Genomic DNA, 21213 nt, shown 5'->3' with positions numbered 1-21213 from the left:
ACGAAACAGGAGTCGCTATGGACGAGCATGTCGTCAATCCGCGTGCGATTCGCGAGGTCGAGTTTCGCGAACGCATGCGCGGCTATCACCAAGATGACGTCGATGCGTTCCTCGAGCGCGTGGCCGAGGGCGTCGAGGTGCTCGAGCGAGAACTCGCCGACGCGCGACGCCGGATTCGCGAACTCGAGGCACGCCTTGCCCTCGCCGACGAGCAGCGTTCCCAGGAGTCTGCCGCTGGCGTGGAGGTGGACCTCGATCCGGACAGCGTGATCGGTCGAACGCTACGACTCGCGCAGGAGACGGCGCAGACGTTGCGGCGCGACGCCGAGGCCGAGGCCGAGGCCCTCCGGCGCGAGGCGGCGACCCAGGCGGCCCGTGTCGTCGACGAGGCCAAGGCGCGAGCTGCGGCACTGGAGGAGGAGTTCCGGTCGCGGTTCGAGCGTGAGGCCGCGGAGGTGCGTGCGCGGAGCGATCGGCTCGCCGCAAGCCTCGCCGGCGTGATCGAGCGACTCCAGGCGGAGGGGGGCAGGATCGAGGGCAGCTTGCGCGAACTCGCCCGTCACGCTCGCTCCGTCGTCGACGACCTGGTGGCCGATGGGTCCCTGCTGGCCAAGGACGCGGCCGGTCTCGCTGCCGAGGCCGCAGAGGCCGCCGGTGGGGCTCGGTCCGGCGGGTCGGCTGGCGAGCCAGATGTCGACAGCCCTGAGGACGGCCCCAAGGACACGGGGGCCGAGGTCGCCCCTGACGAGGCGGGGGCTGCCACGGCCGACCGGCCAACGGGCCACGAGGCGGGCGCGGGCGCCGAGCAGACGACACGCGATGACGGTCTGTCGATGCTGGAGGACCTCTTCGGTGAGGGCGCATCCTCGAAGCCGGCCGCGACCGAGTCGCCGCGTTCGGCGACCACGGTCGAGCTGCCCGAGTTCGGTCGCGAGGATTAGCAGCGCCGAGCAAGACGGAGGGACCCAGACAGAGGGCCCGGTCGCAACAGGGCTCACTCGCAACAGGGCTCACTTGCAACAGGGCTCACTTGCAACAGGGCTCACTTGCAACAGGGGAGGTTCGCCACGGTGCGCGTCGGCTGTCACGTGTCGGCCGCTGGCGGTGTGCTCAAGATGCTCGAACGCGCCGGAGAGCGAGGCGCGAGCGTTGCGCAGTGCTTCTTGGGCTCCCCTCGATCGTGGCGGTGGTCCGTCGGCGTGGCGCCCGAGCCTGATGTGGTGCGCGAGGCGGCGCAGCGAGCCGGCGTCGAACGGATCGTGGTCCACGCGTCGTATCTGATCAACCTCGCCTCCGTCGACGCGAAGCTGCGCGATCGATCGCTGGCGTTGCTTCGCCAGACCGCGATCGCTGCCGAAGGCATCGGCGCCGAGTCGGTGGTCGTCCACGCCGGCTCCGCGCCTGGTGACGACCCTGATGCAGCGCGCCAGCGGATCCGGGAGGGGCTCGAGCGCGTGCTCGAGGCGACGTCGACGATTCGCATTCTCGTGGAGAACCCGGCGACGGGTTCGGTGGCGTCCGGTCCGGCCGAGCTGGGGGCCCTGGCTGGGGCCCTCCGGACGAAGCGGGTGGGGGTGTGTCTCGACACCCAGCACCTGTTCGCCGTCGGCTGGGCCATCGACGAAGCCGCGGGGCGCGAGGAGATCGTCACGGCGCTCCAGGCGGCACAGGTGCCCGTGGCGCTGTGGCACTGCAACGATTCGGCCAGTGAGCGTGGTCGAGGGCGCGACCGTCACGCGAACATCGGCGAGGGGGCGATCGGAGCCGAGGCGCTCTGCTCGCTCGTCGCCGATCGGCGCCTGCCGGAGGCCGATGTGGTGCTCGAGGTCCCGGGAGCGGGCGACGGTCCCCGCGCCGAGGACGTCGCAGCGGTGCGAGCCCTCCTCGTCCGTCACGAGCGACTATGATTGCATCTGCAACAAAGGAGGCCCGATGACGAACGTGACGCGAGCTGACGTGCTGGTGAGGGCGACGGGTCCGTGGCGCCGAGTCGTGCGGCTCACGGCCGCGCCGTCGGGCCTCGAGGGCGAGGGTTTCCCGGTGAAGCGGGCCTTCGCTGGCGTGCCACTCGAGGAACTCGATCCGTTCATCCACCTCGACGAGATGGGACGGGTCGACTACGGTCCTGGCGAGCCCAAGGGCACCCCCTGGCATCCGCATCGGGGCTTCGAGACGGTGACCTATCTGCTCGAGGGTGCGTTCGAACACGCCGATTCGGTCGGCGGTGGTGGTGCGCTCGCCCCGGGCGACATCCAGTGGATGACCGCTGGGAGCGGCATCTTGCACATCGAGCGCCCGCCGGAGCGGCTCGTCGTGACCGGTGGCGTCTTCCACGGTTTCCAGCTCTGGGTCAATCTCCCCAGACGGCAGAAGTGGGCGGCCCCTCGCTATCAGGACGTGCGAGGCGGTGATCTCGGGATCGGCCAGAGCGCGGATGGCGGCGCGCTGGTCAAGGTGGTCGCCGGCAGCCTCGGGGGCATCTCGGGTCCGGCTGACACCTACTGGCCGGTGACGGTCGCTCACCTCATCCTCGAGGCCGGTGCGGAGGCTCGGATTCCGACCCCTGCCGTGCGCACGTGCTTGCTCTACGTCTTCGACGGCGCGGCGCTGATCGGCGAGGACCGCGTCGAGGTCGAGGCTGGTCATCTCGCGGTGATGGGCGAGGGCGAAGGGGTCGTACTCGCAGCCCCGAGGCGACGGACCCAGGTCCTCGTGCTCGCGGGCACCCCGATCGGTGAGCCGATCGCGTGGTACGGGCCGTTCGTCATGAACACGAGGTCTGAGCTTCGTCAAGCGTTCGAGGACTATCAGGCGGGCCGGTTGGGGACGGAACCCGTCGCCCACGTGGAGGCCTCGACGCTCCACGGTGACGACCTCGACGACCAGTAGCGCTTGAGTCCAGACAAGGCCACTCGTCGGTGGTGCCTCGGGTGCGGGCACGCTGTCGGTGACGGCTCGTTTGGCGCTCGCTGCGTTCGCTAGGCGAGGCTGCGCAGCTCGGCGTGCAGTGCGGCGATCGAGACGAGCTTGGCTGGGCCGACGATCGTGACGGCGGGCAGCGCGAGCTCGGTCGTCCCGAGGGTCGCTACGGCGTCCCAGGTCTCGATCGGGAGCAGGCGGACGCTACCGACGACGTCCGGGGTCAGCGTGGCGTCGCCGCTCGCCAGGGTGATCGAGGCTGAACCGAGCTGCGCCGCGAGTGCTCCGGTCGCCCGGATGACGAGGGGTCCCGCAGGGGTCTGCGTGGTGAACGTCCGAGTGGTCGCTCCGGCGACCGTGACCTCGAGGGGCAGGCCGACGATCCCCCTGGGTGGCCAGACAGCGGCGCTCGGCGGGGTCAGCGTCGCCGCGAGGGTCCTGGTCCAGAGGGTGACGATGGCCGACGGCGACGGCCCGCTCGCATCACAGCGAGGTACGCCGGCAAGATGCGCCCATGCGGCCTCGGCCGCCTGGAGCACGGTCGGATACGATCCCGCGCCCGGGTCGAGCGTGCGTACCTCGACGCAGCTCGTCGCGAGCGACGAACCCGTGTGCGTGACGAGGACCGGCCAGTAGACGGGCTGGAGGCCAGGGTTCGGCCCAGTGGGGGTCGTGTGTGATGACGCGCCGGTCGCGGTGACGGTCCAGCCGTTGCCGCTCTGACCGCCGCGGAGGCCGGCCGGCTGAGCGAACGACATCGCGCTCGCGGCGGCAAGCGAAGCTGCGATCGCGAAGGAGCTGGCGAGCGTGCTCGGGATGCGCACCATCGGTGCACCTCCTGGTTGGGTCGGGCGGAACGCCCAGGGCCACGTGAGCCGCAGCGATCTCGGTGCCCTCAGGCACCCATCGCATGGTAGCCGCCATCGACGTGGATGATCTCGCCCGTCGTGGCGGGGAAGAAGTCTGAGCAGAGCGCGACGACGCTGCGTGCGACCGGGGTGGCGTCGTTCGGATCCCAGCCGAGCGGTGCGCGCGTGGCCCAGCTGTCCTGGAAGGAGCGGAACGCGTCGATGGACTTCGCCGCGATCGTGCGGACCGGGCCCGCCGAGATCAGATTGACGCGAATCCCGTCGGCACCGAGCTCGCGTGCGAGATAGCGCGAGAGTGACTCGAACGCAGCCTTGGCGACCCCCATCCAGTTGTAGCCGGGCCACGCCACCGTCGCGTCGAAGTCGAGGCCGACGATGGCGGGATGGTCGCCCGAGCGAAGGATCGGTCGGAAGGCGCGAGCGAGCTCGGCGAGCGAGTACGCCGACACCCGAACCGCGACCGCGACGTCGTCCCACGGGGCATCGAGCATGGGGCCGTCGAGGCAGCTCGGCGGCGCATAGCCGATCGAGTGGACGATCGCATCCAGACGGTCGTGTCGCTCGCCGAGCGTGGCTGCGGCTGCGTCGACGCTCGCGGGATCGGCGGCGTCGAGCTCGATGATCTCGGAGGAGATGCCGAGCTTCTCGGCGACGCGTCGGGTGATGGACATGGCGCGCCCGAAGCTCGAGAGCGAGACCTCCGCACCCTCGTCGATGGCGACTCGAGCGACGTGGTACGCGATGGACGAGGTATTGAGGACGCCAGTGACCAGCACGTGCTTGCCCTCGAGGATGCCCATGTGATCTCCTTCACCGTAGACTCGGACCTACGGTAGCCGCTTGGGGCCTGCGAGTCCTGCCCCAGCGGCGTCCTCGTGATGGGACTCTGGGGGCGTTCGTGGATGTCGGCATCATCGGCGGGACCGGGCCGCTCGGCAGTGCGCTCGGTGCTCGACTCGCCGAGGCAGGCCGCACGGTCGTGCTGGGCTCGCGCAATCCGGAGCGCGCGCAAGAGTCGGCGAGTCGGCTCGGCGATCGCTGGCCCCAGCTCGCCGATGGTCTGGTCGGGGGCGGTAACGAGCTTGCCGCTCGCTCGGATCTCGTCGTGGTCGCCGTGCCCTGGGAGAGCGTCGTGCCTGTCGCGGCGGAGTTCGCCGAGGCGCTTGCGGCCAAGACCGTGGTGTGCGTCGCGAATGCGTTGGTGCGTACGGGATCGGAGTTCGCAGCGCTGGCACCGCCTCGCGGATCGGTGGCCCAGCTCCTCCAGTCGACGCTCCCGCGGTCGATGGTGGTCGCGGCGCTGCACCACGTGCCGGCCCGCGATCTCGCGGAGCTCGGGCGCCCCGTGCACGCCGACACCATGGTGGCCTCGGACTTCCAGAGCTCCGCTGGTGTCGTCATGGAGCTCCTCGGGAGCATCGACGGTCTGCGAGCGCTCTATGTCGGTTCGCTCGCCGCGGCCGGCGCACTGGAGGCGATGACCGCGGTGCTGCTGAACGTGAACCTGCGCTATCGCGCGAGGTCGAGCCTGCGAGTGGTGGGTATCAGGGAGGACGACGGCCAATGAGGATCTACGACACACAAGCGCAACGGGTCGTGGACCTAGAGCTCCGACCGGGCGAGGAGATCAAGATCTACACCTGCGGCATCACGCCCTACGATGCCGCGCACCTTGGCCACGCGGCGGTCTACGTGACCTTCGACGTGCTCGCACGACACCTCGAGCGCCATCGGCAGCGCGCTCGCTGTGTGCGCAACGTCACCGACGTCGACGACGACATCTTGCGCAAGGCGCGCGAGCTCGGGACCAACTACCTCGACCTCGCCGCGATGGAGATCGCGCAGTTCGATCAGGACATGACGGCCCTTGGGGTGCGACGGCCGGCGGTCGAGCCACGCGCGACCTCGGCGATCGCGGAGATCTTGTCCCTGGTACAGGACCTCGTCGACTCGGGGCACGCCTACGAGGTCGACGGATGGGTGTACTTCTCCGTGGCGAGCGAGCCCACGTTCGGATCGATCTCCCACCTCGATCGGGACACCATGATCGCACTTGCCAGGGAGCGTGGCGGCGATCCCGACGATCCCAGGAAGCACGATCCTCTCGATTTCGTGTTGTGGCAGCCGTCCTTGGCCGACGAGCCCGCCTGGGAGTCGCGGTTCGGTCCGGGTCGGCCCGGGTGGCACATCGAATGCTCGGCGCTCGCCATGCGCGAGCTCGGCCCCGTGGTGGACATTCACGGCGGTGGTTCGGATCTCATCTTTCCCCACCACGAGTGTGAAGCGGCGCAGTCGCGGGCCATCACCGGCGAACCCTTCGTGCGCCACTGGGTCCACGTCGGCATGGTGCGGCTCGACGGCGTCAAGATGTCCAAGTCCCTCGGCAACCTCGTGTTCGTCCGCGAGCTCCTCAAGGAAGTGCCCGCTGCGGTGGTACGGCTCGCGTTGCTGTCGCAGCACTACCGGACGTCGTGGGACTGGACGGGTGGGCTCCTGGAGGAGGCGCGAGAGCGCTATGGGCTCTGGCGCGCAGCCGGCACCGGGGACGGTGCCGTGGACGAGGTCGACGCGGCGCTCGACAACGACCTCGACACCCCGGGTGCACTCGAGGCCATCGACCGGGCGGCTCGAGCGGGTCGGGGTGTGAGCGAGGCCGCACGGATGCTCGGGGTCGAGCTGTGAGCCGGTTCGTCGACCCCACTCGACCGGTCGCGGCGCGCTCGGACGACGGCGAGCTCGTTGATCTCGATCGAGCCGGTCCGGGTGCGACCCTTGTGGCTGCCTCGACACCCGAGGGTCGCCAGGTGCTTCGTCACTCGGGTGCGCACGTGGTCGCCAAGGCCATCTCGCGCCTCTGGCCGGGTACGCACCTTGCCGTCGGACCGGCGACGGAGGAGGGGTTCTTCTACGACGTCGAGCTCCCCGGGGGACGCAGTCTCGACGACGACGATCTCGCCGCGATCGCCGCCGAGGTCGAACGCATCGTCGCGGCCGACGAACCCTTCGAGCGCATCGAGCTCGAGCTCGACGAGGCTCGGCGCCAGCTCGCCGACCAACCGTTCAAGCTCGAGATCCTCGACCGCATCGCCGCTGGCGAGGCTGAGACGGATGCCGCTTCGGGCTCTGCGGTCTCGATCTATCGCACGGGTGCTGACTTCATCGACCTGTGTCGAGGGCCACACGTGCCCTCTACCGGCCATCTCTCGGCCCTCCGCCTGCTCAGGGTCTCTGGCGCGTACTGGCGCGGCGACGAGCACGGCCCACGGCTCCAGCGCGTCGCGGGGACGGCGTTCGAGTCCCCGGAGGCGCTCGAGGCGTGGCTGACGCAGATCGCCGAGGCCGAGCGGCGCGACCATCGTCGGCTCGGTCAGGAGCAGCGGCTCTTCTTCTTCCCTCGTGAGATCGGCGGCGGTCTCCCCGTGTTCGAGCCCGACGGGGCTTGGGTCCGTTACCGTCTCGAGGAGTTCTCCCGTCGCATCCACTTTGCCGCCGGCTACGTCCCGGTGTGGACGCCGCACGTCACGCGCGGCGCCTTGTTCGAGCTCTCTGGCCACCTGGGCTGGTACCGCGAGTCGATGTACCCGGCGATGGAGCTCGACGACGAGGAGTACTTCCTCAAGCCGATGAGCTGCCCCATGCACATCCTCGCCTACCGGCAGCATCCCCGTAGCTACCGAGAACTGCCGCTGCGGCTGTTCGAGCTGGCCACGGTGTATCGCTACGAGCGTTCGGGTACCTTGCACGGATTGGCGCGGGTGCGCTCGCTCACGCAGGACGACGCCCACATCTTCTGCCGCGGCGATCAGTTGGCAGACGAACTCACCGGGGTGCTCGACCTCGCGATGCGCCTGCTCGGCGCCTTTGGGCTGAACGACTTCGAGGCCGAGCTGTCGACGCGGCCCGCCAAGTCCGTGGGCAGCGACGAGGACTGGGAGTTCGCGACGTCGGCCGCCCGGAGCGCGCTGGAGCGGTCGGGGCTCACCTATCGGGTCGCCGAGGGCGAGGGTGCGTTCTACGCGCCCAAGATCGACATCCACCTGCGTGATGCGATCGGCCGGCGCTGGCAGCTCTCGACGGTGCAGGTCGATCTGCAGTTGCCGCAGCGCTTCGACCTCGGCTACCAGGGCGCTGACAACCGGATGGAGCGTCCGTTCATGATTCATCGGGCGCTCTTCGGGTCCGTCGAACGCTTCCTCGCCATCCTCATCGAGCACTTCGATGGTGAGCTGCCGCCGTGGCTCGTGCGTGAACCGGTCCGCATTTTGCCGGTGGCTCATGAGGCGGCCGGCTGGGCCGAGGAGGTTCGTGCTGCGCTCGTTGCTGCGGGCGTCGGGGCTCAGGTGGTCGCGGCCGACGAACCGCTCGGGGCACGGGTGCGACGTGCTCGGACCGAGCGAGTCCCCTACATCGTGGTCGTGGGCAACGATGACGTCGCTGCGCATTCGGTCGGGCTGACGCGCCCCGATCGGTCGCAGGCCCGCGGCGTCGCGCTCGAGACGGCGATCGACGAGATCGCACGAGCGGTCGCCATGGCGGAGGTGCGTCCGTGATGGACTACCTCTGGGCGGGGTGGCGCTCCGCGTTCGTCACGCAGGGTGCTCCGGCGGTCGACGGGTGCGTCCTGTGCGCGATCGGCGACGGGGCCGATGGGGCCGATGATCTCGTGGTCGCTCGTCGCGCGCGTGCCTTCTGCGTGCTGAACCTCTATCCGTACACGTCGGGGCACCTGATGGTGGTCCCGCGGCGGCACGGCAGCGACCTCGGCGCGCTCTCGCACGAGGAGCTCGGCGAGATGTGGGAGCTCGTGCGCGAGGGAATGGCGGCGCTGGAGAGCGCCTACCATCCCCAGGGCATCAACCTCGGCCTCAATCTTGGTCGGGCATCGGGTGCGGGTATCGTCGAGCACCTGCACGTCCATGTCGTTCCTCGGTGGGTCGGGGACGCGAACTTCATGGTGACCGCCGCGCAGACACGGGTCCTCCCCGAGGCACTCGGGGACACGCGCGATCGGTTGCGCCGCGCGTGGCCGGCGAGCTCGTAGTGACGCCGGCGCCGGGCCCGAGTACGGCAGTTGCTCCGTGAGCTGATCGGCCTTCTGGACTCGCAGCAGTGGTGTGGGTCGCGCGCGCCGCTCGAGTGAGCGGTGGCCGCGGGGGTCGTGACGCTCGTCGTCCGCGACGGTGTCTCTGGGGAAGAGGCGCGGACCTGGGGACGACCCCTCGCGGGATGTGGTCGCGAGTGGCACGACGGATGGAGATCGACGTCGGTGCCCGGCATGCACAACGCCTCGCTGGGCTTGGCACCTGACAGGACGAGCACTGCGGTGTCTGAGGCTGCCTCTGGGAAGGAGGCGTCCAGCTGTTCTCGGCGTCAGTGGTCGCGAGCGGTGATGAGCGCTTGGCGCCGGGCGCGGCACGAGTCGAGCGTGGGTGGGAGGATTCACGTCGTGGGCGTCCGAGTCGTAGCCCTTGATCATGTCCAACTCGCCATGCCAGCCGGTCGCGAGCCCGAGGCAGAAGCGTTCTACCGCGACGTACTCGGCTTCACTGTCCTCGCGAAGCCAGAGCCGCTCGCAGCTCGTGGTGGCCGCTGGTTTGCGTGCGGGCCCGTGCAGCTGCATCTTGGGGTGGAGGAGGATTTCAGGCCGGCGCGCAAGGCGCACCCCGCCCTCCGAGTGGAGGAGCTGGACGATCTCGTTGCGAAGCTCGAAGCGTCGGGCGCTTCCTGGCGGTGGGACGAAGACCTTCCGGGAGTCCGGCGCTTATACGTCGACGACCCCTTTGGGAATCGCATTGAGGTGATCGACAACGCTGGGTAATTCGTCCCTTGTCGAGTCACCGATCCGCGTGGTGTGATCTGTTGGGGCCACATGAGCTCCATGTGGTCGCCGTCGCGGAGAACGTGCCGAGAGGTGTCGGACGGCGCGAGTGCCGTTCCGAACGAGAGCGGAGCGCAGCGTGACCTCGTGAGAGCCCTCCAGAGCCGAGGCCTGAGCGTCGTGGCGGAGCCGATCGCCCGCGTGCAAGCCGCCGTCGCTCTCGGCTTGTTGGAGCGGAGGTGCTCCCGCGCGTCGTGAAGGCCGCGTGCAAAGGCCAACGTGAGCCGTGCGGGGGACCTCGTCGTTCACTGGAGCGGATGGACCCCTGCCGAAAGGAGCGGATCGCGGCGCGCACGACTGGCCCTCTGACTGTGCGTGCGTTCATCGAGTCTGCCGACGTCGGCCGGAGTGGTACGCACCCGGTGGTGGCTCGACGAGCCACCACCGCCAGCTGCCTGCGGCCATGGCGACATGCTTGCCGAGCGACTCCGAGGTCCGGCTGCCGCCACCGAGTCGCACCAGCTCACCGTGGCGTGCCCCGACTCGATCACAGCCTTTGGGCAAGGGAGGATCGGTGGTCACGATACCGCTCTCTCCGAGCGCCGCAGAACGCACGGTTCTCGGGTGTACGGGGTGCAGAGGTGTGGTCGTCGACCGTGAGTTGCCAGGGAGGGAGTGCCGAGTCGGGCCGTAGGGCGGCGTCACTTGGATGTCGCGCTGAGCAAGCGTCCGAGGACCGCGGTTGGGACGGGCTCGTAGCGGTCGTGCGTGCTCGTGAACGATCCCTGGCCCGCCGTCAGGCCGTGGAGGTCCACGGCGAGATGCGTGAGTTCGGCAGCGGGCAGTTCTGCCTCGATCTCGACGCTCGGCCCGACCGGAGTGGACTCGATGATGCGACCCCGGCGTGACGTCACGTAGCCCAGCACGTCGCCCTGTGCGCTTGCCGGGACGCTGAGGTGCACACGTGCGATCGGTTCGAGGACGACGCTCCCTGCTCGCTCGAGGGCCGTGCGCAGCGCGAGCGCCCCTGCAAGCTTGAAGCTGAGCTCGTTGGAGTCGACCGGATGGTGCTTGCCGTCGATGAGGTGGACTTCGAGGTCGACGACGGGGAACCCATGCGGACCACCTTGCTCGCACGCCTCCCGAATGCCCGCCTCGACCGCGGGAATGAAGGTTCGCGGTATGGCCCCGCCGACGATCTCATCGAAGAACACCACGCCACTCGCACGAGGTCCGGGTCCGATGCGGCAGACCACGACGCCGTATTGGCCGTGGCCCCCGGTCTGCTTCTTGTGGCGCCCTTCCACCTCGACCGTGCCCGCAATGGTTTCGCGATAGGGCGTGCGTGGCGTGACCGTCTGGATCGCAGCTCCGCTGCGGCGGCCGAGTCGCTCGATCACCAGAGCCAAGTGCGTCGCCCCCATGCCGGTGAGCAAGAGGCGGTGGGTCTCTGCCTCCCGGCTGACGATCAGCCCTGGGTCTTCCATGGCGAGGCGAGCGGCAGCTGCTTGAACCTTGTCGTTGGCGCGCTGGTCGGGAACCTCGACGGCGAGCGTGTAGGTCGGTGTCGGGCGCTGCACTGGATCGGGGATGTCGTGGCCAGCAGGATCGATGAGCCAGGTCCCCACCGCGGCCCCCACCTTGGGGGCGATCACGACGTCACCCGCGGCGGCCTCCGTCGTCGGCGTAGGCTTGGGCAGGGTCGGCCAGAGCAGCTGATGGAGTCGCTCCGTGCGGTCCTGGGCCGAGTCGCGCAGGACGCTGTCGGGCCGGATGGCGCCGCGGACGATGGCGAGCGTCGCGGACGTACCTTGAAAGTTGTCGGAGCTTGTGGCGATGACCAGCGCGCTCGTGGTGTCCGTTGGCGTCGGCGACGCTGGTACCAGGGCATCGAGCATGTCGAGGAGATGGGTGAGGCCGAGACGCGTGGTCGCCGACGCGGCGAGAACGGGGGTCAGGTGCCGCTCGCGGATGGCGATCGCCAGTGCAGCGTTGAGCTCGGTCGGGTCGAGCTCCTCACCGGCGAGGTAGCGCTCGAGGAGGGCGTCGTCCTCGGCCACGATGTCGTCGAGCAAGGCGTCGTGTGCCTGGCGCTCGAACTCGCGCTCGACCTCGGGCAGCGGTTCGAGGTGCTCGTCAGTGCCGATGCCGACGATGGACGCCTCCGCGAGCACGTCGATGAGGTCCTGATGGCCGTCGGCGGTGATGGCGACGAGCTCGACGGCGTCGAGATGGGCCTCGAGGCGCTCGTTGAGGGCACGGACGACGGTGTCGATCGCACAGCGGCTGTCGTCGCAGCGATTGACGACCACCAAGCGGGGCAGTTGGCGCTCGTCGAGCTCGCGCCAGATGCGCAGGAGCTCCGGGCTGGGGCTGTCGCTGGGTGGCACCACGACGAGCGCTGCGTCGGCGACGGCGAGTGCAAGTGCCCGCGCAGCGGCGAGCTCACCGATACCGGGGACGTCGAGCAGGGTCATCGCGTGGCCTCGGTGCTCGAGGCGTACGACGCCCAGGTCGACGGAGTGGTGGTGCGCGCGCTCTTCCGGCGACGTGTCGATCAGTGCGCGGGCATCGTCGTCGCCGCGCGTCGGTGGAGACTGGAGCGTGGCGAGCGCCTGCACGAGCGTGGTCTTGCCCACGCCCGCAGGTCCGACGACGCAGATGATGCGAGCACGCGGGCTCGCTGCGACAGTGGCGTCCACGGCACCTCCCGTCGGTCCCAAGCTGTCGATGCAGCTGGCCCACCATAGCACGCCCCGTGCGACCAGCACAGGCGGGTGGAGGCGATGTGGTAGGCTACGCCGTAGCGTTGTCCGAGCGTAGATGCGTTGCAGCGACGACGACATCGGATGGGCGATCGCAAGGAGTGGCCGGAGGTGCTGGACGGAGAGTTCAGGGGGCAAGTCGATCGGGCGACCGCGCCGGTCGGTCGTCAGCTCGCGCGGCTCGGGATCACACCAGACGTGCTCACCGGCGCAGGGATCGTCGCGGCGATCGGTGCCGGCCTCGCGCTCGCGTTCGGCGCACGCTGGGTAGGCCTTGCACTGGCTCTCGTCGGCTTCCTCGGAGACTTGCTCGATGGTCCCGTTGCGAAGGCGAGTGGGGCTGCTTCCCGTCGCGGCGCGTTCTTCGACTCGGTCTCGGATCGTGTGAGCGACGCGGCGGTCCTCGGGGGACTTGGGGTCGGTTTGGTGCTCGTCGAGCATCAGCCTGGTCTTGGCGTGGCGGCCTTCGGCGCTGCTCTCGCGGCGTCGCTCATCTCGTACCAGCGCGCCAAGGCGGAGTCGCTCGGTTTCCAGGCCAAGGGTGGCGTCTTCGAGCGCGCTGAGCGCTCGGTCGTCCTCCTCCTCGGCATCGCCGTGTGGGCGCTGCTCCCCATCGCGGTGTGGGTGCTGCTCCTCGGGTCGACCTGGACGGCTGCACAGCGCTTCGTCAGGATCTGGCGCTCGGCTTCGGGCCAGCCAGATCGGCTCCGTGCCCATGAGCGCCTCGTCGCGCTGCGACGCGAGAATCGGCGGCGGCGGGCGCGGCTGCGGACGCGTCTGAGCGGTTTGCTCGGGTCGCGGGAAGTGACCACTGCTCGGCGTCGGCGGCGCCGCGACGCGCGTTAGGCGGTGCGGACCGCAAGGTCGCTGCGCGCTGGTCTGCGAGCTCGACGGTTCGAGATCGCCTCTGCGTTGGTGCGACGGCTGCCGTGGCGACTCGATCCGATCGTCTGGTGGGTCGGTGGGGCGATCGCCTTTGTGCTGACCGGATCGCGGCGGCGTATCGCCTGGGAGCACCAGTGCTTGGCGCGGAGACGCCCGATGAGCGATCCGCGGGCGATCGCCTGGACGCTTCGGGCCTATGTGTCCTATGCGCGCTACTACGTCGACACGCTCCGAGCCCCTCACGCGATGGCGCGTCTGCTCGACGGCGTCGAGGTGACGGGCCACGAGGCATTCCTGGAGGCGGTCGGGCGCGGTGAAGGCTGCATCGTTGCCCTGGCGCACGTCGGCAACTGGGACGTCGCCGGGGTGTGGGCGTCGGCCGCCGGCGCACCCGTCACGGCGGTGGCCGAGCGACTTCCCGAGGCGTCGGTGACGAGCTTCTTCGATCGACTGCGTGATGCGCTCGGCATCCGCGTCGTCCCCACCGGCGTCCAGGCAACTCGGGCTCTGTTGCGCACCCTACGGGAAGGTGGGCGCGTCGCGCTCGTGGTCGATCGCGACGTCACCGGTTCGGGTCGTCCCGGGGAACTGTTCGGTCGGAAGGTCTCGGTGGCAGCCGGGCCGGCGGTGCTGTCGGTGTTGTCGGGAGCGCCGGTCTACCCGGCGGCGTGCTACCAGCTGCCGGGACGGAGGCACCTGATTCGGATCTGGGCGCCGATCATGCCGCCGACGCAGGGGTCACGAGAGGCTCGCATCGAGGAGCTTCATCGACGGGTGGTGCGCGCACTCGAGCGCCAGATCCAGGCCGCACCGAGTCAATGGCACAACCTGGTCGCCGATGCTCGCACTGTGACGACGTGAGGCGGACCTCGTGAGAGTCCTCGAGGTGTGCCCCTACGACCTCGACGTTCCCGGAGGCGTGCAGCGCCAAGCCGCGGCGCTCACGCGCGCCCTCTCGCAGCTGGGGGTGTCGGTGGATCTGGTCGGACCTGGGCAGGGCGGTCTCGGCCGGTCGGTTCGGGTCCCTGCCAACGGGTCCCGTGCCCCGATCGGCTGGGATCTGCGCATGGTCCGGTCGCTGTCGCGAGCGATGCGAGGCGCGACGGTCGTGCACCTCCACGAGCCGCTCGTGCCCCTGGTCGGACCGATGACCATCGCCCTCGCCCGTCGGGCGAGCATCCCTGTCATCGCGACCGGGCACCGCGCAGGGATGCCGCGTGGGGTTGGCAGGGCTCTGCTCGCAGGTGTTGGTCGCGTGGGGGCGCGGGGAATACGCGTCGCGACGGCGGTCTCGCCATCGGCAGCGATGGTTGCTCGCGCATGGGCCCCCGGCCCGATCGAGATCATCCCGAACGGGCTCAGCGTGCCCGAAGCGGTGCCGGATGATCAGGCACGCAGGCCCGGCTCCGTCGCGTTCGTCGGGCGCCTCGAGGAGCGCAAGGGGATTCGGGTCTTGCTCGCGGCCCTGCCGATGCTGGTGGACTCGGTGTCGTCGGTCGTGATCGTTGGCGACGGCCCGCTCGCCCCGCTCGTCCGTCGAGCTGCCGAGCGCTGGCCGGGGTGGTTGACGTGGCGGGGCCGCGTCGACGACGCGACGCTCGATCGTGCCTACCGGGAGGCCGAGGTCCTCGTCGCGCCGTCGCTTGGCGGCGAGTCGTTCGGTGTGGTGCTCCTCGAGGCGATGGCGCGGGGAGCGGTGGTGGTCGCGAGTGCAATCGAGGGCTACCGGCCGGTCGTCGCCGATGCAGGGGTGCTCGTCGAGCCAAACGATCCATCGGCGCTCGCCGGCGCAATACGCTCGATAGTGGGAGATCGCGATCGTCGGCGTGTGCTCGTCGCACGAGGCTACGAGCGCGCACACGCCCATGACATCGGCTCGATTGCTCGTCGCTACCTCGAGCTCGTCGAGCGGGTCAGTCGAGAGGGGTCGGTGACGTGAACACGGGTGGTATCGAGCTGTGGGGTGTGCGGCGGCCGTTGCGGCGTCGAGTGGTGCTCACGGGGGCTCTCGCGCGTCTTGCCGCGGTTGCGATCGGTGCCGGTGTCGTGGTGGGCGTCGTGGGAGCGCTCCTAGGGCTCACCGCCATGGCCGCTGCCCTCGGTGGGGTGGTGGCCGTCATCATCGTGGCCGCTGTGGTGTTGGTCGTCGCCATGGTGCCCCGGAAGCCCCGAGGGAGGCGAGCCGCGCTCAGCCGATCCGACGAGGCGCGGCTCGCCTCGATCGTCGAGGGGGTCGAGCCGCTGCTCGGGCTCGGAGCCACCGAGGTTGCGGTGATCGAGGGCGACGCCGTGAACGCAGCCTTGGTCCGTGGCCGTCGCGGGGAGCCGCTCGTCGTGCTGACCGCCGGGGCGGTACGGCTCGCGTCGTCGTTCGAACTCGAGGCGCTAGTGGTCCGCACGCTCGCCGCGTGGAGGCTTGGATTGCTCGGGCCGTTGTCGCTCGCGATGGGGATCGATCGGATCCTCGGTGGCGGTCGGCGCCGCCCGTGGATGAGCGCGCTCGCGTGGGAGCTCGACCTGGTCGCGTGTGCAGTTACTCGGTACCCTCCGGTCGTCGCACGGCTCTTGCGCCGCCTCGCGGAGGAGCCGACGGGCGAGACGGCCGGGCTCGTGTGGTGGGCATGGGCGGCGACGGGGATGAACGCTGACGAACTCCTGGCGCGCGCAGACGCCATCGAGGACGAGCCGTGGGCGACCCGACGTCGACCGATCGACGTCTGAGCGAGTGTGTGGTACACGGCCCTCCTAGACTCTGGTACACAAGGAGCGGCCAGGTTCGAAGGGAGGAGCCATGACCCAGTACGAAGTCGGCACGGCACGAGTCAAGCGGGGACTCGCCGAGATGCTCAAGGGCGGCGTCATCATGGACGTGGTCAACGCGGAGCAGGCGAAGATCGCCGAGGATGCGGGTGCGGTCGCGGTCATGGCGCTCGAGCGCGTTCCTGCGGATATCCGTCGTGATGGCGGCGTCGCACGCATGAGCGACCCCGCCCTGATCGAGCAGATCAAGGACGCCGTGACTATCCCGGTGATGGCCAAGGTTCGCATCGGGCACTTTGCCGAGGCTCAGCTGCTCGAGGCTCTCGAGGTCGACTACATCGACGAGAGTGAGGTGCTCACGCCAGCCGATGAGGAGTTCCACGTCGACAAGTGGGCCTTCGAGGTCCCGTTCGTCTGTGGCGCGACCAACCTCGGGGAGGCGCTGCGTCGTATCGCTGAGGGTGCGGCGATGATCCGGTCGAAGGGTGAGGCGGGTACCGGCAACGTCGTGGAGGCGGTCCGACACCTGCGCTCCATCACGCGGGACCTGCGAGCCATCGCCCAGGCGCGCCCGGAGGAGCTCTTTGGATGGGCCAAGCGACTCGGCGCTCCCTACGAACTCGTCGCTGAGGTCCATGCGCTCGGAGGCAAGCTCCCTGTGCCGCTGTTCTGCGCGGGAGGTATTGCGACCCCAGCCGACGCGGCGCTCACGATGCAGCTCGGCGCCGAGGCGAACTTCGTGGGCTCGGGCATCTTCAAGAGCGGTGATCCCGCCAAGCGGGCACGTGCCATCGTGGAGGCGACCACGCACTACAACGAGCCCGACGTGGTGCTCGCGGTGTCGCGCAACCTCGGTGAGCCGATGGTCGGCCTCGGTCTCGATCAGATCGACGAGCGACTCGCCGAGCGCGGTTGGTGAGCCGATGATCGGGGTGCTCGCGCTCCAAGGCGACGCAGACGCGCACCTCGCAGCTCTCGCCGCTGCGGGCCTCGCAGCTCGCCCCGTCAAGGGTCTCGCCGACCTCGCCGCTGTCGACGGGATCGTGTTGCCCGGGGGCGAGTCGACGACGCAGGCCTTGCTGATCGAGGCGGCCGCGTTGCGTGAGCCGTTGGCGGCGGCGCTCGCCGAGGGCATGCCAGCGCTGGGCACCTGCGCGGGACTCATCTTGCTTGCTCGTGGCATCGAGGGAGGGCGCCCCGACCAATGGTCGTTCGGGGTGCTCGACGTTGACGTGCGACGGAACGGGTTCGGGCGCCAGGTGCGCTCCTTCGAGGCGGATCTCACCGTCGTGGGTGTCGACGGCGGCCCGATGCGGGCCGTGTTCATTCGTGCGCCCGTCGTGACGCGTGTGGGATCCTCGGTGGACGTGGTCGCCCAGGTGGCCTACCAGTTCGCCGATGGATCCGAGCGAACCGTGCCGGTCGTCGTGCGACAGGGGAACGTCGTGGCGACCTCGTTCCACCCTGAGTTGCTCGGTGATGCACGGCTCCATGTCCTCGCCTTCGCGCGGGGTGGCGCACGCCGCGAGGACATCTCAAGACACCTCGTGCGGCACGAGTAAGCTCTGCTTGCCCGGTGACGGGCACGTATGGGTAGCAAGGAGGACCATGTCCGGCCACTCCAAGTGGGCGACGATCAAGCACAAGAAGGGCGCCGTCGACAAGGCGCGCGGCAAGCTGTTCGCCAAGCTAATTCGCCAGATCGAGGTGGCTGCCCGTGAAGGAGGAGGCGACACCTCGGCGAACGCGACGCTGCGTACCATGGTGCAGAAGGCGCGAGACGCCTCGGTACCCCAGGCGACGATCGAGCGCGCCATCAAGCGCGGCACTGGTGAGCTTGAAGGTGCTCGCTACGAGCAGGTCAACTATGAGGGTTACGCCCCAGGTGGTGTGGCGATCATCGTGTCGTGCCTGACGGACAACCGCAACCGAACCGGTGCCGACGTCCGGGCAGCCTTCTCGCGCAACGGCGGCTCGCTCGCAGAGCCCGGTGCCGTGTCGTGGCAGTTCCAGCGTCTCGGACAGATTCGTCTCTCGCGCGACGCTGACGAGGACGAGTTGTTCCAAGCGGCACTCGCCGCGGGGGCAGAAGACCTCACCGACGACGGCGATGCGTGGCTCGTGACCGTCGCGGCGTCGGATCTCGGTGCCGTCCGTGATGCGCTCGAAGCCGCTGGGTTCGCGGTGGAGAGCGCCGAGGTGGAGTTGGTCCCGCAGACCACCGTCCCGGTCGAGGACCCCCAGGAGGCCCGTCGGGTCCTCAGGCTCGTCGAGGCGCTCGAGGACCTCGACGACGTCCAAGAAGTCACGGCGAACTTCGACATGCCCGAGTCGCTCCTCGAGGAGTTCGTGGCCGAGTGAGCCAGGTGAGGCTCGGGGACGAAGCGCCGCCGTTCGTGCTCCCCGGCACCGGTGGACAGCGCTACGACCTGCGAGCGCAACGCGGGACGCCGGTCGTGCTCGCGTTCTACCCCGAGGACTTCTCGCCGGTGTGCTCGGCCCAGCTGCGCGCCTACTCAGCCTCCATCGATGACTTTCGCGCGCTCGGTGCCGTGATGTGGGGGATCTCGCCGCAAGGTCTCGATTCACACGAGAGCTTCGTCCAGCGACGTGGGATCGCCTTTCCGCTGCTCGCCGACACCGATCGTGAGGTGGCCCGGTCCTATGGCGTGCTCGGTCCGCTCGGCTTCTATCGGCGGAGCGTCTTCGTGCTCGATCGCGACCAGCGGGTGATCTACCTGCACATCGCGCGGGCTGGACTCACGTTCCGTCCCTCCGATGAGCTGCTCGAGGCGGTTCGCGAGGCCGTCGGTGCCTGAGGCGAGGCTACGCATCCTCGGCGTCGATCCGGGTCTCGCACGCCTGGGGTATGCGGTGATCGAGGCGACCGGAGATACCCTACGTCTCGTGGGCGCGGGTCTCGTGACGACGGCGGCACGGGCATGCCGTGCCAGTCGGTTGCACGAGATCGCCGAGGGGTTCGAGAGCGTGCTCGACGATTTCGATCCGACGGAGGCGGCGATCGAGCGTCTTGCCTTCACGCGCAACGTCTCCTCGGCGCTCCCGGTGTCCGAGGTCGTCGGGGTCGTTCGTCTCGCGCTCTGGCGGCGTGGGGTGGTGGCCTACGACATCTCCCCGAACACGGTCAAGAACGCGGCGACCAGCGGCGGGTCGGCGGCCAAGGAGCAGGTTCAGCGGACCGTCGTGCGGCTCCTCGGTCTCGACGAGCCGCCGCAGCCGCCCGATGTCGCCGACGCCATGGCGATCGCCTATACGCGGCTCGCGCAGCGGCGGTGGGAGCGATGATCGGGTGGCTCCACGGCCGCGTGGCGAGCGCCGGGCGCTCACCGGTCGTGATCGATGTCGCTGGCGTCGGCTATGAAGTGCACGTGACTGCTCCGTGGGCGACGCTGCTCCGCCGCGATGATGAGTGCGAGCTCTGGATACGCACGATCGTGCGGGCGGACGCCATTGCCCTCTACGGCTTCGCGAGCCAGGCGGAGCGAGAGGCGTTCGATGCGCTCATCGGGGTGAGTGGGGTCGGCCCGCAGCTCGCACTCGGCATCCTCGGCGGGATCGAGGGTGACGAGCTCTGGACCGCCATCGCCACGGAGGACCTCGGGCGGCTCACCGCGATCGCCGGCGTCGGACCGAAGACGGCCAAGCGGGTCGTCCTCGAGCTTGCGCCGACCGCGAAGCGCCTCGCGCCCGTGACGGGAGTGCCCATGAGCCAGGAGGTGTCCGCGCTGCGGGCTGCGCTCGGCGAACTCGGATTCCGGCCAGGCGAGATCGACGCCGTCGTGCGGCGGTGCCCCGGCGACCTTGACTTCGAGGCCCAGGTGCGCTGGGCGCTCAAGGAGCTGGCTCGATGAGTCCGCGTCGCGAGTGGGCCGGAGGACGCCGCGCAGCCGGATCGGACGCCATCGCGCTCGATCCGCTCGAACGGGCGCTCGAGCAGAGCCTTCGGCCGGAGCGTCTCGCCGACTTCATCGGCCAACGGGAGCTCAAGGCACAGTTGGAGGTGCTGCTCGAGGCCGCACGTGGTCGGGGTGAGACGCCCGATCACCTGCTGTTCGCCGGCCCTCCCGGGCTCGGCAAGACCTCGTTGGCCTTCATCATCGCGCGCGAGCTCGGCACCGGTGTGCGCGTGACCTCGGGCCCCGCGCTCCAGCGGATCGGTGATCTCGCCTCGTTGCTCGCCGACCTCCACGGTGGTGAAGTGCTCTTCATCGACGAGATCCACCGACTCCCCCGGGCCGTCGAGGAGCTGCTCTATGGCGCCATGGAGGATTTCCGGGTCGATCTCGTGCTCGGCAAGGGGCCGGGTGCTCGCTCGGTGCGACTCGACGTGCCGCGCTTCACGCTGGTCGGCGCGACGACACGCGTCGGGCTCATCTCGGCGCCGCTGCGCGATCGCTTTGGCTACCACTATCGGCTCGACTACTACGGTGACGACGAGCTCGTTGCGGTGGTCGAACGTGCGGCGCGCACCCTCTCGGTGCCGATCGAGCCGGACGCGGCGCTCGAGATCGCTCGTCGATCGCGGGGCACGCCGAGGCTTGCGAATCGGCTGCTGCGTCGGGTCCGGGACTACGCCGAGGTGCGCGGCGACGGTGCGATCGACCGTGAGCTCGCGCTCGAGGCCTTGGACCTCTTCGGCGTCGACGTCCTCGGCCTCGATCGCGTGGACCTCGAGATCTTGCGGGTGCTGTGCGTCCAGTTCCCTGGGCGTCCCGTCGGACTTTCGACGCTCGCCGTTGCGGTGCGGGAGAACGCGGGCACGCTCGAGGAGGTCTACGAGCCGTTCCTCATCCAGCGTGGCCTCATCGTGCGCACGCCGAGGGGCCGAATGCCAACGCCCCGGGCATACGTGCACCTCGGTCTCGATGCACCCGTCGAGGCATCCAGCGGCCGTCTCGAGTGACGCGTCGGTGCCCTCACCCGGGGGTCCAGGGCCGCGAGGTCGCGCCACCGTCAGCTCGCCGCTCGAGCGACCGCTCGCCTCGGACCGAGTCCATCGCCGAGGCAGTGACGGCGACCACAACGCGCCGCGCGGACTCCCGCCTCGAGGCGGGAGGTAAGCGGCGCTCTCATGCTGGTCGGCGCTGTTACTCGACGTAGGGCACTACCTCGAACAGCCCCTCCTTGCAGGTATGACGCTGACGAGCGTTGGTGACGTGGGCGAGTACGTCGGTCG

General features: G+C 69.6%; 22 protein-coding genes. 19 read left to right on the top strand and 3 right to left on the bottom strand.

Going from position 1 to position 21213, the window contains the following annotated elements:
* The first annotated feature begins 17 nt into the window (after positions 1-17).
* The 3 genes from AFER_RS06365 (at position 18) to AFER_RS06355 (ending at position 2889) form a co-directional block, all read left to right on the top strand.
* Positions 18-941 (top strand): DivIVA domain-containing protein, encoded by a 924-nt coding sequence (locus AFER_RS06365; RefSeq protein ID WP_015798653.1) that lies wholly within the window; start codon positions 18-20, stop codon positions 939-941.
* Positions 942-1070: 129 nt separating this feature from the next.
* Positions 1071-1907: a deoxyribonuclease IV gene (locus AFER_RS06360; protein WP_015798652.1), complete on the top strand. Its 837-nt coding sequence runs from the start codon at positions 1071-1073 to the stop codon at positions 1905-1907.
* 25 nt (positions 1908-1932) lie between these two features.
* A complete protein-coding gene (locus AFER_RS06355; RefSeq protein WP_015798651.1) occupies positions 1933-2889 on the top strand; it encodes a pirin family protein in 957 nt (318 codons plus the stop codon).
* Between the two features lie 89 nt (positions 2890-2978).
* Here the strand turns inward: AFER_RS06355 and AFER_RS06350 are convergent, their stop codons facing one another.
* Together AFER_RS06350 and fabI are read right to left on the bottom strand one after the other, a co-directional pair.
* Positions 2979-3746 carry a hypothetical protein gene (locus AFER_RS06350; protein ID WP_015798650.1) on the bottom strand — a complete coding sequence of 256 codons (768 nt, stop codon included), beginning with the start codon at positions 3744-3746 and terminating at the stop codon, positions 2979-2981.
* A 68-nt stretch (positions 3747-3814) separates the two neighbouring features.
* On the bottom strand, positions 3815-4588 hold the full coding sequence (fabI, locus tag AFER_RS06345) for an enoyl-ACP reductase FabI (protein ID WP_015798649.1): 774 nt from the start codon (positions 4586-4588) through the stop codon (positions 3815-3817).
* Positions 4589-4686: 98 nt separating this feature from the next.
* On the opposite strand from fabI, the gene npdG reads away from it, so the two are divergent.
* The 5 genes from npdG to AFER_RS06320 all read left to right on the top strand — a co-directional run bounded on the left by npdG (position 4687) and on the right by AFER_RS06320 (position 9606).
* Positions 4687-5355, top strand: a complete 669-nt coding sequence (npdG, locus tag AFER_RS06340) for an NADPH-dependent F420 reductase (RefSeq protein ID WP_015798648.1) — start codon at positions 4687-4689, stop codon at positions 5353-5355.
* Positions 5352-6470 carry a cysteine--tRNA ligase gene (gene cysS / locus AFER_RS06335; protein ID WP_015798647.1) on the top strand — a complete coding sequence of 373 codons (1119 nt, stop codon included), beginning with the start codon at positions 5352-5354 and terminating at the stop codon, positions 6468-6470. Before npdG ends, cysS begins: the two co-directional genes overlap by 4 nt.
* A complete protein-coding gene (thrS, locus tag AFER_RS06330; protein WP_015798646.1) occupies positions 6467-8338 on the top strand; it encodes a threonine--tRNA ligase in 1872 nt (623 codons plus the stop codon). The genes cysS and thrS overlap by 4 nt, the downstream gene beginning before the upstream one ends.
* Positions 8338-8829 carry an HIT family protein gene (locus AFER_RS06325; protein WP_015798645.1) on the top strand — a complete coding sequence of 164 codons (492 nt, stop codon included), beginning with the start codon at positions 8338-8340 and terminating at the stop codon, positions 8827-8829. Before thrS ends, AFER_RS06325 begins: the two co-directional genes overlap by 1 nt.
* Positions 8830-9234: 405 nt before the next feature.
* Positions 9235-9606 (top strand): VOC family protein, encoded by a 372-nt coding sequence (locus AFER_RS06320; RefSeq protein WP_015798644.1) that lies wholly within the window; start codon positions 9235-9237, stop codon positions 9604-9606.
* Positions 9607-10307: 701 nt separating this feature from the next.
* Here AFER_RS06320 and AFER_RS06310 read toward each other — a convergent pair.
* Positions 10308-12308: a GTP-binding protein gene (locus AFER_RS06310; protein WP_015798643.1), complete on the bottom strand. Its 2001-nt coding sequence runs from the start codon at positions 12306-12308 to the stop codon at positions 10308-10310.
* Between the two features lie 174 nt (positions 12309-12482).
* Between AFER_RS06310 and AFER_RS06300 the strand changes: the two genes are divergently transcribed.
* The 11 genes from AFER_RS06300 (at position 12483) to ruvB (ending at position 20940) form a co-directional block, all read left to right on the top strand.
* The gene (locus AFER_RS06300; RefSeq protein WP_015798642.1) at positions 12483-13217 is read left to right on the top strand and encodes a CDP-alcohol phosphatidyltransferase family protein; all 735 of its coding nucleotides are present in this window, start codon (positions 12483-12485) and stop codon (positions 13215-13217) included.
* Between the two features lie 3 nt (positions 13218-13220).
* Positions 13221-14117, top strand: coding sequence for a lysophospholipid acyltransferase family protein (locus tag AFER_RS11045; protein ID WP_049755372.1), 897 nt, complete (start codon positions 13221-13223; stop codon positions 14115-14117).
* A gap of 10 nt (positions 14118-14127) precedes the next feature.
* A complete protein-coding gene (locus tag AFER_RS06290) occupies positions 14128-15195 on the top strand; it encodes a glycosyltransferase family 4 protein (RefSeq protein WP_015798640.1) in 1068 nt (355 codons plus the stop codon).
* Complete coding sequence (locus AFER_RS06285) at positions 15192-15977, top strand: hypothetical protein (RefSeq protein ID WP_015798639.1); 786 nt, start codon at positions 15192-15194, stop codon at positions 15975-15977. Before AFER_RS06290 ends, AFER_RS06285 begins: the two co-directional genes overlap by 4 nt.
* Positions 15978-16047: 70 nt before the next feature.
* Complete coding sequence (pdxS, locus tag AFER_RS06280) at positions 16048-16935, top strand: pyridoxal 5'-phosphate synthase lyase subunit PdxS (protein ID WP_015798638.1); 888 nt, start codon at positions 16048-16050, stop codon at positions 16933-16935.
* A 4-nt stretch (positions 16936-16939) separates the two neighbouring features.
* Positions 16940-17578, top strand: a complete 639-nt coding sequence (pdxT, locus tag AFER_RS06275) for a pyridoxal 5'-phosphate synthase glutaminase subunit PdxT (RefSeq protein WP_015798637.1) — start codon at positions 16940-16942, stop codon at positions 17576-17578.
* Between the two features lie 46 nt (positions 17579-17624).
* On the top strand, positions 17625-18377 hold the full coding sequence (locus AFER_RS06270) for a YebC/PmpR family DNA-binding transcriptional regulator (protein ID WP_015798636.1): 753 nt from the start codon (positions 17625-17627) through the stop codon (positions 18375-18377).
* Positions 18374-18835, top strand: a complete 462-nt coding sequence (locus tag AFER_RS06265; RefSeq protein WP_015798635.1) for a peroxiredoxin family protein — start codon at positions 18374-18376, stop codon at positions 18833-18835. Before AFER_RS06270 ends, AFER_RS06265 begins: the two co-directional genes overlap by 4 nt.
* Positions 18828-19322: a crossover junction endodeoxyribonuclease RuvC gene (gene ruvC, locus AFER_RS06260; protein WP_015798634.1), complete on the top strand. Its 495-nt coding sequence runs from the start codon at positions 18828-18830 to the stop codon at positions 19320-19322. Before AFER_RS06265 ends, ruvC begins: the two co-directional genes overlap by 8 nt.
* A complete protein-coding gene (gene ruvA, locus AFER_RS06255) occupies positions 19319-19888 on the top strand; it encodes a Holliday junction branch migration protein RuvA (protein WP_015798633.1) in 570 nt (189 codons plus the stop codon). Before ruvC ends, ruvA begins: the two co-directional genes overlap by 4 nt.
* Positions 19885-20940, top strand: a complete 1056-nt coding sequence (gene ruvB, locus AFER_RS06250) for a Holliday junction branch migration DNA helicase RuvB (RefSeq protein ID WP_015798632.1) — start codon at positions 19885-19887, stop codon at positions 20938-20940. Before ruvA ends, ruvB begins: the two co-directional genes overlap by 4 nt.
* The last annotated feature ends 273 nt before the right edge of the window (positions 20941-21213 follow it).

Source organism: Acidimicrobium ferrooxidans DSM 10331, assembly GCF_000023265.1.
GTDB classification, from domain to species: domain Bacteria; phylum Actinomycetota; class Acidimicrobiia; order Acidimicrobiales; family Acidimicrobiaceae; genus Acidimicrobium; species Acidimicrobium ferrooxidans.
Note: the sequence above shows the minus strand (reverse complement) of the source record. Positions and strands in the feature narration are given on the sequence as shown.